General features: G+C 54.7%; 10 protein-coding genes and 1 other annotated feature. Of the genes, 8 read left to right on the top strand and 2 right to left on the bottom strand.

Annotated features, from left to right (window positions below):
- The first annotated feature begins 1,275 nt into the window (after positions 1 to 1,275).
- Positions 1,276 to 1,905 carry a hypothetical protein gene (locus KIH86_RS25955; RefSeq protein WP_223110749.1) on the top strand — a complete coding sequence of 210 codons (630 nt, stop codon included), beginning with the start codon at positions 1,276 to 1,278 and terminating at the stop codon, positions 1,903 to 1,905.
- 21 nt (positions 1,906 to 1,926) lie between these two features.
- Here KIH86_RS25955 and KIH86_RS25950 read toward each other — a convergent pair whose 3' ends face one another.
- Positions 1,927 to 2,685: a GNAT family N-acetyltransferase gene (locus tag KIH86_RS25950; protein ID WP_223083408.1), complete on the bottom strand. Its 759-nt coding sequence runs from the start codon at positions 2,683 to 2,685 to the stop codon at positions 1,927 to 1,929.
- 152 nt (positions 2,686 to 2,837) lie between these two features.
- Here KIH86_RS25950 and KIH86_RS25945 point away from each other — a divergent pair, with 152 nt between their 5' ends.
- From KIH86_RS25945 to metG, 7 genes are all read left to right on the top strand, one after another.
- Positions 2,838 to 3,044, top strand: coding sequence for a helix-turn-helix transcriptional regulator (locus KIH86_RS25945; RefSeq protein ID WP_223083409.1), 207 nt, complete (start codon positions 2,838 to 2,840; stop codon positions 3,042 to 3,044).
- Positions 3,041 to 3,469: a hypothetical protein gene (locus tag KIH86_RS25940; RefSeq protein ID WP_223083410.1), complete on the top strand. Its 429-nt coding sequence runs from the start codon at positions 3,041 to 3,043 to the stop codon at positions 3,467 to 3,469. The genes KIH86_RS25945 and KIH86_RS25940 overlap by 4 nt, the downstream gene beginning before the upstream one ends.
- Before the next feature lie 79 nt (positions 3,470 to 3,548).
- Positions 3,549 to 4,202 (top strand): M48 family metallopeptidase, encoded by a 654-nt coding sequence (locus KIH86_RS25935; RefSeq protein WP_223083411.1) that lies wholly within the window; start codon positions 3,549 to 3,551, stop codon positions 4,200 to 4,202.
- Between the two features lie 323 nt (positions 4,203 to 4,525).
- On the top strand, positions 4,526 to 5,497 hold the full coding sequence (locus KIH86_RS25930; RefSeq protein ID WP_223083412.1) for a phosphotransferase enzyme family protein: 972 nt from the start codon (positions 4,526 to 4,528) through the stop codon (positions 5,495 to 5,497).
- A 168-nt stretch (positions 5,498 to 5,665) separates the two neighbouring features.
- The gene (locus KIH86_RS25925; protein WP_223083413.1) at positions 5,666 to 6,922 is read left to right on the top strand and encodes an FxLYD domain-containing protein; all 1,257 of its coding nucleotides are present in this window, start codon (positions 5,666 to 5,668) and stop codon (positions 6,920 to 6,922) included.
- Between the two features lie 14 nt (positions 6,923 to 6,936).
- On the top strand, positions 6,937 to 8,076 hold the full coding sequence (locus KIH86_RS25920) for a S1C family serine protease (protein WP_223083414.1): 1,140 nt from the start codon (positions 6,937 to 6,939) through the stop codon (positions 8,074 to 8,076).
- 211 nt (positions 8,077 to 8,287) lie between these two features.
- Positions 8,288 to 8,554, top strand: a binding site (T-box leader).
- Positions 8,555 to 8,687: 133 nt separating this feature from the next.
- Positions 8,688 to 10,376: a methionine--tRNA ligase gene (gene metG / locus KIH86_RS25915; RefSeq protein WP_223083415.1), complete on the top strand. Its 1,689-nt coding sequence runs from the start codon at positions 8,688 to 8,690 to the stop codon at positions 10,374 to 10,376.
- A 330-nt stretch (positions 10,377 to 10,706) separates the two neighbouring features.
- On the opposite strand, the gene KIH86_RS25910 is transcribed toward metG, so the two are convergent.
- Entirely contained in the window at positions 10,707 to 12,254 is a 1,548-nt protein-coding gene (locus KIH86_RS25910; protein ID WP_223083434.1) for an acyl-CoA synthetase, read from the bottom strand.
- Positions 12,255 to 12,313: the final 59 nt, after the last annotated feature.

Raw genomic sequence — 12,313 nt, 5'->3', positions numbered from 1 at the left:
GAAGACAGGCAACTGAATGACAGTGATTTTGTCTTTGTTAATTATAATGAATTTTAATTAGTCTAATGTATCAAAACGACCTTGATAGGGGTGAAACAGTGATTCGTTTAGGTACAGCGTTGAAAAAATATGCTGCTGAAGAATTGAAACACAACTCTTTTTCGCTCGATCCAACTGAAAACAGAGGGGGAGGGAGATGGGTTTACAGTAGGCCTTCTGGAGAGGTCACACAGTATATTGTTTTCTTTAAGAGCTCACACCAACAGAATGCGCTTCGGGTAGAATTAAGCACTTCTCTGAAAAGAACAGATGTCAAATACCTTAGCCACTTTACAAGAGGACAGGAGGAATGGTGATACTTTACCGATGAAAGCTCGCTGGGATTGGCGATTTGTGAGATGACAAGATTGTTGTCCCAGTACGGTTATCGGTGGCTGGAGCTGAAAAGTACACCGGACTTACTTCCGGATGTTGAATTAGGCAGTCAACTGCTGAGAAATCCAACCGAGCGAGCCAATCATTTTGAGAATAAATATAACCTGGACAAAATGAGACTAACCTCTTTNGAAGATATTTTGTTGGAGAATAAGAATACATATAGCGGATTAGTAGAATGGGAATTGATCATGAATGCTAGTGCATTTATAGGTGAAGTGATCTGCCAGAAATATAATTGTAAGTGGATTTGGAATGAGGACTATGATACGCCTGCGGTTGCAAATAACGAGGGGATCATCGTAAACGTGTTAAGGAGAGTATCTCTTTTTTGGGGGAACCCGGAATTGCCTGAATATAGTCTGGATAAGATGCCATTATATTGATCAGCAAAAGGAGGGGCGATGCAGGCGCAAGTGAAGATTGATGGGTTTCCCTTCAATGTTCGACTTTGAATAACCAAAAATTAATTTTGCCAAAGCCAGGTCGTTATTCGCAAGATTGGGAATATGAGGTGTCCGACTCTTTTATGAGAGAGATCGCTGATGCCACAAATTTGGCTGGATGAAGCCTAGAGGTGGAAGAGGATGAGAAGAAGGATTATACTCGCTTCACTTGCGATACTTTGTGTAATCATCGTGCTTTTGATGTCATTAAGATTAATAGGATTAGATTCTTCCAGTCAGAATCGAACAGAGATACAACCAATACTGAACAGGTTTCCCCGATTGGAAAAAGTGAGCAAAGCCTACTGGAGCGCAGAAGTAATTGGTGATAATAATTTTGGCCCTACCTCTTACTGGATGAAGTTTTCTAATTACGTTGACAAGTTTTATTTCGATGAGAGAAATGAGCTGGTCTACTTTGAAGTCGAGAGATAAGCTTTCTGCCGCAATTCGCTTAAGTAGTGAAGCTGAGGATGAAGAAAATGGGGGAAGTCCGACGTTGAAGAGAATAGCAATATTGCTTGGTGTGTTCACGCTATTTGTTGTACTCACTCCAATTCTATTAAATTTCATTCCGATCAAGTTTGCGGTTAAGCTCGAAGACGCACAGCAAAATGTAGAGACCGGCACATATATTTGTGTAACAGAGTCTAAATATGTGGTTGATACTGGATGGATTGCTGAAGCAACTATTAATCCGCATATAGCGGAGGACCTTCCCGTCAGGGTATCTGGAGATAGCCCTAGCAACTATTTGTCTGAGCAAGACTTCGAGCTTAGGAGGTTTGAAGTGGAGAATAGATTTTTACTAATAGGCAAGGTCGATCGTTTTGAAAAAGATACGGAGTACGGGACCGATTTAATGTATGCCAATTTAAACGTGGACAAATGGGACATCATCTATCCGATCAATAGAGCATCGATTAGACAATACATAACGCCTAAGAGCTATCTTAACATCTATGATTATGATTTGAAGAAAGTGATAAAGACAATATGGAAGAGCATAGACCTGCAATTCTAGTATAGTTATGAATCCCCGTCGTCAGCCCAATGTTCCCGGAAGCTCCTTGACTCTATACCAGTATGTATAAACTTCGGAGAACCCGACTTTGGAGTAGAGCCGCAGCGCCGGCGCATTGTTCAGAACCACGGCCAGATAGCTGTGCGCGGCTCCGTTATCTTTTCCCCATTTCAGCAAATGCAGGAGCATCTGCTCGCCGAAGCCCCGATTTCGAAAGCTGGCATCCGTCACGATATCATACAGCCCGATGTAGCCTCTCTCAAGCACCCCAAGACCGCAGGCAACAGCTTGTTCCCCGCAACTTAGCGATATGAATCCCGTTCTCGTCCGGATATTGCCTAACATCCGTTCCATCACGTTAATGTACTTGTCAGGGACCTTATTAATCCGGCAAAAAGCTTCCAGCCATTCGGCGGTGGGGCGCTCATAAATTTGGACCGAAGCGTTCCCATCGGGTTCGCGGAGATGCTCCAGATTCAAGGTCCGGACGCTTGTGTGATCAACAAGGGAATAGCCTTGATCCGCCAGAATATCATCCAGATTAGCCGGGTGGACAAAGGGAGTTATTTTGTAAATGGCGGGCAGCCGGTTCGAGAAGTAGAGGCTTTCGCACTCTTTGATTTTGGAGCTCAAATCCTGGGTGGAAGGGTGAATCGGATTGATGGAGTTGGCCCGTTTGGTGTAACCGTCCGCGAAACGCAGCACCCAGCTGTCATATAAAAGGGTTGAGAGGGAAGGCCAGTTGTTCAGAGATAACTCTTCAATAAATCGATAATTCAAGGATAATCACCGCCACTTGTTTTGTATAATAATACGATATCATTAATAAAAATACAATTAGATGAACAAAATGGAAAGTGGGCTTTACATCGTGGGAGAAAGTGGTATGATGGAATCGTGGAAAGGATACTTTCCATGTGAGGAGGGAGCTTTTGAAGAACAGGCTGGAGCAAATTCGCAAAGAGAAAGGAATTAAGCAGGAGGAGCTGGCGTCCGCGCTGGAAGTGTCCAGGCAGACTATAGGGTCTCTGGAGAACGGAAGGTACAATCCGTCCATCCTGCTTGCCTTCAAAATCGCCAAGTATTTCGACATGAGCATTGAAGAGATATTTATCTACGAGGGGGAGGAATCGAGATGAGCAAACGCGCTTATTCGTTCGGAGCGGCTATTGTTGGGATTATCCTGCTTGCCTTGGGGCTGGTTATGGTGAAGATCGATATGCTGCCGGATGCCGCGCAGGCGCTTCCCTATGTGCTGGTCGGTATCGGCAGCGGCATGTTTGGACACGGGATGGGGGAGATCCTGCGTAAGCGGTCGCTTAAGAACCGGCCGGATCTGCAGAGGGAAATCGAGATTGCAGAGAAAGATGAACGCAACATTGCGGTTGGGAACCGGGCGAAGGCCAAAGCCTATGATGTAATGATATATGTGTTCGGCGCTTTGCTGCTTGCTTTTGCGTTAATGGGTACTGATCTGGCGGAGATTCTGCTGCTGACGGCTTCTTATCTGTTCGTCGTGGGATACGGTGTCTTCTGCCGCGTCAAGTACGAACGCGAGATGTAATTTAGCGCATTTTCAACACAGATATGTACATGCAGATAAGCCGATGGGGGATTCCCAGGGGTTAGAGAAGGAGGACACTATGAAAATCAACATGGGGAACCGGACCATCGAATTCCACGTCCAGTACGGCAAAGGGCAGAAGATTCTGCTTCATATCGACTCCACAGGCTTCATTACGGTGAAAGCGCCCAAGAATACCGAAGAGGAGACGATTCTGGAGGCTGTCGGCCGGCATGCCTCCTTTATTGCGGAGAAGCTGGATCAGCTGGAGAAGGCCAAGGATTTGTTCAAGGCCAAGGAATATACCGAAGAGGGAAAGTTCCTGTACCTGGGCAGGTCATGTAGCCTGCGCGAGCTGATCGGTACGGATGAAGGAACGGAAGAGGAGCTGAGGGAACGGCTGAAGCGGTTTTATTTTGCCAGCTGCAGGAAGGTTGTCGGGGAACGGATTGGCGCGTACCAGAAGCAGCTGAAGGTGAAGCCGAAGTCGGTCGAAATCGTCGAATCCCGCACCAAATGGGGCAGCTGCAGCTCGGACAAGAAGCTGACCTTCAACTATTTGCTGGCCATGGCTCCGCTGGAGGTGATCGATTATGTCATCGTTCATGAGCTGTGCCATCTGCTCCATATGAATCACGACCGTTCGTTCTGGAGACGGGTGGGCGGCGTCATGCCCGACTATAAGGAGAAGGAAGCATATCTGGCAAGGTTCGGAGGCGCCATGACGATGTGAAATCTCCGGATACACGCAGCGTCCTGATGTCCGCATATAGACAGAGCGAGTGTGCCCTGGGATAACGCAGCCAAATCGGCGAAAGGAAGATCCTGCGAACGCAGATAGATCAGCCCTTTTTCGCATACATATTCTCAGGAAATTGCTTCCTAACAGCACCCGGACCGATTAAAATTAGAGTAGCTTGTAATTGAAGGGAGTGAGCGGCATGAACAGCCGGGCTAAGATCAGTATGAAACTCAAGGTGGCAGCAGACTAAAAAGGGCCGGTGAGGCAGAAGGCGCCGGTCCATTCCAATGAAATGATTAATGGAGGCGCGGTGCATGTTGAAATACAAGTATCTTTTTAATAACAGGGATCTGGCGGAAATGCTGCTTAAGAACTGGGCATATGATCCGGATTCGCTGGAGTTGTTCAATCAGTACAGAATCTCGTCCAATGCGGTATATCCGTTCAGGTCCAGCGGGGAGCTGCGGTTCCTGCGGTTTGCGCCGGTTGGAGAGAAGCTGGAGACGAATATGAAGGCGGAGCTTGAGTTTCTGGCATATTTGCGTGCTAACGGATATGGAGCGCTGGAGCCGTCGCCGGATTTGGAAGGCAGGGAGCTGGTGAGAACGGAGACGCCTTGGGGAACTTATTGGGCCTCCGTATTCAAAAATGTCCCCGGTGTGCAGCTCAGCCAGACGGACCTAAGCGATCCGGTTGTCTTCAGCTATGGACGGGCTATGGGCGAGCTTCACCGCTTGTCCTCTATGTATGAGCCGGTTCAGGCCGCAAGATGGACCTATCTGGATGTGCTGGATTGGATCACGGAAGTTCTGTCCGCCTGTCCGGATGAATCGGGCGCGGTCCGGGAAGCTTCGGATTTGCGGTCCCGCCTGGCAGCGGTTCCCGCAACGAGCCGGTCTTACGGACTGATTCACTATGATTTCGAATGTGACAATGTGTTCTATCACGCCGAATCGCAATCTTGCTTTGCCATTGATTTTGACGATGCCATGTATCATTGGTACGCGATGGATATTGAGCAGGCGCTGGATAGTCTGCGGGACGAGCTGCCGTCTGATGCTTATGAGGAAAGCAGGAACCGCTTTCTTGACGGGTATCGCAGCGTGCACGAGCTTCCGCCCGGGATGGAGGAGCTTCTTCCGCTGTGCCGGCGTTTCGCCGATTTATACAGGTATGCCCGTGTGCGAAGAGCCGCCGCCGAGGTCTGGGAGCATGAGCCTGACTGGCTATCCGGGCTGAGAGAGCGTCTTGATATGCGGCTGAAAGGGAAATACGGCTTGGTTTGAGCTGTTTTTTTCCAGGCAGGCGGACTCAACGGGACCCACAATATGGTATAGTGAAAAATAACATGTCGGAGGACCCGGATCGCAAGGCTGATCCGGGTCTTCCGTCGGCATCCAAACAATCGGCTGCAAGTTCGAGTAGCAGCATCAAGAGACTCTGGGGGGAGCAAGGTGTATTGTCATCAGTGCGGGGAGAAATGTGCCCCGGAACAGAAGGTATGCGGGAAATGCGGCGCCAGGCTGCTGACGGAGGAGGTTCGTCAGGCTGTGCTGGAGGTCGCTGCGGGAGCGGAAGCGGTTCGGAAGCCGGGATCATCGCTCATTCGCCCGGAGACGGCGGACGCGCTCTTGCCAAGGGAGCAGGCTTCCGTTAAGAAGCGCGGAGGCAGGCGGGTATTTCAGTGGGTAATTCCGCTTCTGCTGGCGGGATGTACGAGCCTTGGGCTCATGATGCTGCATCAGCATGAGCAATCGGTGAACCGGGAGGTGCTGGCGCTGCAGCAGCAGGCCAAGAGTGAGGCGCTGGCAGGCAAGTATGCCTCCGCCGTCTCGCTCCTGGATCGCGCCGGGGAGGCCCGGCCGCGCTATGCCGCGCTGACCCGGGATCGGGAGCTTGCGGCGAAGGCCGCCCAGCTTCAGACCCGGCTGGACAGCGCCGCCGGGCTTCTTAAGGCGAAGAAGCTGAGCGAAGGCGAGAAGGAACTGAATGCGATAGAGGGGCTGATCGGCAAGCGGGAGGAGCCGCTCTTCGCGCCGCTCAAGAAGGAGCTGGCGTCAGATCAGGTGATGCTGACCGTGCTCAAAATCAAGAGCGAGCTGGACAAGCTGAGCACCGTCGACGCGCTGGCGGCGAAGCTGGATTCGCTGAATGGGCTGTCCGGAACGGAAGCGGCTGCGGTGAAGAAACAGATTATCGGCAAAATCGCCTCAATCAGCTATTCGGAAGCCGAGCAGAAGCTGCGTAAGAAGGACTTCGCAGGAGCGCTGGGGGAGGTCGACACGGGACTCTCCTATGATGCGGACAATGAGAAGCTGACCGCTTACCGGAAGCAGATCGGGGAAGCCAAGCGCGAGTTCGAGCAGGCCGAGGCGAAGCGTATTCAGATTGCCCAGCAGCAGGCGGCGGAAGAGGATATGAAGAACCGGACTGCCGCTGTCGACGTTGCGGGTCTTCAGGCGGTTCTGGATGAATATGGCGATCTGATGATCAGCGGAACGGCCACCAATAAGGCGACCCGGGCGATCTATTCGATCAGCGTTAATCTCTCCATTTACGACAGCTCGGGCGCGTACCTGGGAGAAACTTACGCCGATGTCTCGCCGTTCCGGCTGGAGCCGGGGGAATCGGGCAGCTTCTCCACATATTACTACGGGGTGTATGAGCAGGCCACGGTATCGGTCGCGAATGCCACCTGGTATCTGGAATAGGGAGGGCATGAGAGATGAGCAAGGGAACATGGATCAGCGCAGCCGCATGCCTGATTATTCTGGGATCGGGTATGGGAGGCGCCTATCTGATCCAACAATCCGCCGAGACCAGCCTGGACGGACAGCCGCTGCTGGCCGCAGCCAAGACTTCTGCGCAGAATGCCAAGGGGACTGCGAACGCCGCGGTCCCAAAGACGCGCAAGGCGATCATTGAAGACAGCCAGAAACGGGTGGTCACGATTGAGAGCGGGGATGGACTGGGCTCGGGCTTCCTCTACAACAAGCAGGGCGACCTGCTCACCAACGCCCATGTCGTGTCCGGCTCCCGGGAGGTGACTGTTCGGACGCTGAATCATAAAGAATACAAGGGCCAGGTCATCGGCATCGGAACGGAGACGGATGTGGCGGTTGTCCGGGTTCCGGAGCTTAAGGAACTGGAGCCGCTGCCGCTGGCCGAAGACCATAAAGCGGAGGTCGGCGACGAGATTTTGGCGCTCGGCAGTCCGCTTGGACTGGAGAACACGGTGACGACGGGAATCATCAGCGGCCTGAACCGGAGCTTCGATATTGATCCTTACACCTACAGCAACCTATACCAGATTTCGGCTCCGATTACCCACGGCAACAGCGGGGGACCGCTGGTCAACGCGGAGACGGGCGAGGTGCTCGGCATCAACTCCGCCGCCGCTACGGAAGAGTCGGGGATCGGCTTCAGCATCCCGATTACAAGCATTCTCGCCCAGGCGCGGGAATGGTCCGCCCAGCCGATGTCCAAGCTGCCAGATGTGAGCGCTGACGGCGAGGACGATGACGGCGGGGACGGGTACTCGGATGAGCGGGATATTGTGGCTTATTTTTACCAGAGTCTGAACACGGGCGATTATGTCTCCGCCTATTCGCTGCTGGGCAGCGAGTGGCAGGGCAAGATCAGCTACGAGGATTTCCGCAGCGGTTATCTGAAGACGGGTTACATCACGCTGGGAACCTTGTCTCTGAACAAGCTGGAGGATGGCGCTCAGGTCACTGTCGACATTACAGCCGAAGAGCGGAAGGACACAGGCACCGTGTACCAGTCCTACCGCATGAATTATTCGGTCGGCTATGAAAACGGAGAACTGAAAATTCTGCATGGCAAGGGAGAAAAGATCAAGTAACGGCCATATTCGTTGGTTCGGAGCACAGGCCTGAGCTGGAGTTGTTGATTCTCATGCGTGTGAGGCACGGTCCGGGGGGACCGCCGGAAAAGGCGAATCCAGTAAAGGCGGCGTGATCGGCGTGATTCACGGCAGCCTGATTCAAGAGGCGTGATGTAAGAGGTTGCGCAGATGAAAAGATGGACGTATAATGCCCGTAACCTGACATATGCCAAAAGCTTTGAAGAGAAAGAGTACCAAGCGGATATCTTCCGACAGAGAGCCCCGGGAGCTGAGAAGGGGAGAAGAAGAGTCTTGGGAACATGGTCTCTGAGCTGCGCACCGAAGCCTTTTCAAGGGCCGTAGGCTGCGCCGGAACCCGCACCCGTTAACGTGCTAGGGTATAAGCGATCATTTTCGCCGTACCTGAAGAGGTGACCGCCGCAAGGCGGAAATGAAATTGGGTGGTACCGCGTGAGCTTAAGCTCTCGTCCCTTTGTGGGATGAGGGCTTTTTTGCGTTCGGGGAGTTCGCACAGTGCCGGAATTCGCTTCTAAGCAAGTCCCGCCGCTTGGCCGGGGGATTTAGCTTTGGTGTAGCCAGGGAATCATACACGGGAAGGATGAATGAACATGGGCAAAATATTCATCGGAGGCGCCTGGCCGTATGCCAACGGCTCGCTGCATCTCGGGCGGCTGGCCAGCGTGCTGCCCGGCGACGCGCTTGCGCGCTATTACCGGGCCAAAGGCGAGGAGGTGCTGTACGTGTCCGGCAGCGATTGCCACGGCACACCGGTCGCCGTCCAGGCAATGAAGGAGGGGGTAGCCCCAAAGGAAATCGCGGGCCGCTATCACCGGGAGTTTGCGGATTGCTTCGACCGGCTGGGATTCACCTACGACCTGTACACCCGGACCGATCAGGCGTTCCATCACCAGGTCGTGCAGGAGCTGTTCCTCGGCCTGCATAAGGAAGGCAGGCTGTACAGGAAGACGGTCACGCAGACCTACTGTGAGACCGACCGCAGGTTTCTGCCCGACCGTTATGTGGAGGGCATCTGTCCCTTCTGCGGAAGCCGTGCCCGAGGCGATCAATGCGATGCTTGCTCGGCGCTGCTCGACCCCGCTGATTTGCTGGACCGGACCTGCAAAATTTGCGGGAATCCCCCGGTGGAGCGGCTGGCGGAGCATTTGTATCTGGCGTTGTCCTCGTTGCAGCAGGATCTGGAGGCCTATTCAGCAGGGCGCTCCGGGAGCTGGGGAGACAATGCGGTCAAGCTGACTTCCCGTTATTTGAAGGAAGGCTTGCAGGACCGGGCGGCGACGCGGGATTTGGATTGGGGTGTGGATGTTCCGGTCCCGGGATTCCGGGACAAGAAAATTTATGTGTGGCTGGATGCCGTCATTGGGTATTTGTCGGCAAGCCGGCAATGGGCCGCGGAGAAGGGCGGGAGCTGGGAGGCCTTCTGGCAGGACGGGGGCGAACCGATCACCGCTTACTATGTCCACGGGAAAGACAATATCCCGTTTCACACGCTGATCTGGCCAGCGCTTCTGTTAGGCTCCGGAGGGGGCTACCATCTGCCCGACCGAATCATATCCTGCGAGTACTTGACGCTGGAAGGGCAGAAGTTCTCCACGAGCCGGAACTGGGCCGTGTGGGTGCCCGATCTGCTGAGCCGGTATGACCCGGACTCCATCCGCTATTTCCTGCTGGCGAACGGGCCGGAGAAGCGGGATACGGATTTCTCCTGGCGGGAATTCATTTACAGCCATAACGGCGAGCTGCTGGGCGCATTCGGCAATTTCGTTAACCGCACGCTCGCGTTTCTGAATAAATCGTTCGAAGGGCGTGTGCCGGCGGGGAAGCTCGGAGGCGAATGGAAGCTTCGCCTGGAGCGGCTATATACGGAGGCGGGAGCATTAATTGAAGGCGGCCATTTCAAGCGGGCGCTTGAGGGCATTTTTGCCATGGTGAGAGAGGCCAACGCCTTTTTTGATGAGCAGCGGCCGTGGGCTGTGCTGAAGGAAGACCGGGTGGCCTGCGGCGCCATTCTGTACGACTGTGTCCAGATTATCGCCAATTTCGCTAACCTGCTGGAGCCGTTCATTCCGTTCGCCTGCGCCCAAATCCGCCGCTTCCTGGCGCTTGGTGCTCCCGTCTGGCAGCTTGAACTCGTGCCTGAAGGGCGCGAAATTACAGAGCTGCGGCTGCTCTTCGAGCGGATCGATCCGGGGGTGATTGAGGAGGAACGGGAACGGCTGAAGGATCAGGTAGCGGGAGAAAGAGCATCAAGAGTGACGGGAGCAGAGCATCGGGAATGACGGGACGAAGAGCATTAGGAGTGCGGGAGTGCGGGAGCGGATCGGGAGTGAGGGGCGCAGAGCATCAAGAGTGACGGGGGCAGGGCATCAGGAGCGACAGGCGAGGAGAGCGGCCCTGCAAGACGGCCGGCTGCACAGCCGACTACCCGGCGGCCGGACGCGAAGCGCGTAACATGCCTGGCGCCCAGCCGACCGGCTGTTCTCTTACCGGACGGAGCCGCCGATCGCCTGGCGTTGCCAAAAGCAAAAGACCCCTGCACCGCATGCAAGCGGGCAGGGGTCTTTCAACTTTCACATCATAGCTCATCGCAGCTCATCTGAGCACTGGCCTTATCGCTTGGCTGCCCGTTCGCGTTCCCGCAGCTCGACCCGGCGGATCTTGCCGGAGCTCGTCTTGGGGAGATCGGAGATGAACTCGATTTTGCGCGGATACTTATACGGTGCGGTAATCTGCTTGGTATGGGCCTGGAGTTCCTTGGCCAGTTCCGGCGAGCCTTCGCAGCCATCCTTCAGGACGATGAAAGCCTTGACCACATGGCCCCGGATTTCGTCGGGGCTGGCAACGACGGCGCATTCCTTGACCAGCGGATGCTTCATCAGCGCTTCCTCCACCTCGAACGGGCCGATCGTATAGCCCGAGCTGATGATGATATCATCGCCGCGGCCCTCGAACCAGAAGTAGCCGTCCTCATCCTTCTCGGCCCGGTCACCGGTGATGAAATACTCGCCGTGCACCGCAGCCGCCTTGCGCTCAGGGTCCTTGTAGTAGGTCTGGAACAGCGCCGGCATGTTCACATGGACGGCAATGTCGCCTATCTCTCCCGGAGGAAGCGGAACGCCGTTCTCATCTACGACCTCGATCATGCCCTCGGCGGTTGCCTTGCCCATCGAGCCGAGCCGGATTTCGGCATCCTTCAGCGTGCCGATAAGCAGTGTACTCTCCGTCTGGCCGTAGCCGTCGCGGATCGTCAAGCTGAACATGCGCTGAAATTCATGGATGACCTCCTGATTCAGCGGCTCCCCGGCAGAGACGGCGGAGCGGAGGCGGGACAGGTCATACCGGCCAAGTCCGTCGATCTTCGCCATCAGCCGGTATTCGGTCGGCGTGCAGCACAGAACATGGATATTCCGGTCCTGAATGAGCTGCAAATAGCGGTGCGGATGGAAGGAACCGTGGTAGACGAACCCGGTGGCGCCATGTCCGAGCACGGACAGGAACGGACTCCAGATCCATTTCTGCCAGCCGGGAGCGGCGGTCGCCCAGACCGTATCTTCTGCCCGGATATCAAGCCACATCGAGGTGATGCGCAGATGTGCGTACCCCCAGCCGTGCGTATGCACCACAGCTTTCGGATTGCCGGTCGTACCGGAGGTGTAAGCCAGAATTGCCATGTCGTCCCGGCCGGTGTCGGCGGTCGGATAGGAGCCGTCCCGGCCCTCCATCAGCGACTCCAGCGATGTCCAGCCGGATTCTGCTTCACCGCCGTCCGGGGTGACGGACAGGCGGTAGTCCAGCGCGGGCAGATCCTCCGCAATCTTGTTAACCTCGCCGGTTACTTCGGACCAGCTGATGACGGCCCGCGCCTCGGAGTGGCGGAGACGGTAGGACAGATCCTTCGCCCGCAGCATTTCCGAGGACGGAATGATGACCAGCCCGAGCTTCAGGCAGGCCAAGTATATAACATAAGCGATAATGCGGCGGGGGACCATGACAAGCACACGGTCGCCCTGGCGCAGCCCCAGCTCGGCGAGACCGCCTGCAAGGCGGCCAGCCAGCTTCAGCAGCTCTCCGTATGTGATCTCCTCATATTCGCCTTTATCGCTTAACCATTTCAGCGCGAGTTTCCCGGCGGGATGGCGTTCCATCTCCGACGTCATATTGTAGCGCTCCGGCGCGATCCATTGCTCTTTACCCAACTTGATCCATCTCCTATGCA

The sequence above is a fragment of the Paenibacillus sinensis genome (genome assembly GCF_019904155.1).
Taxonomy (GTDB): Bacteria; Bacillota; Bacilli; order Paenibacillales; family Paenibacillaceae; genus Paenibacillus_AQ; species Paenibacillus_AQ sinensis.
The sequence above is the reverse complement of the archived record's forward strand: the minus strand, read 5'-3'. Positions and strand labels throughout refer to the sequence as shown.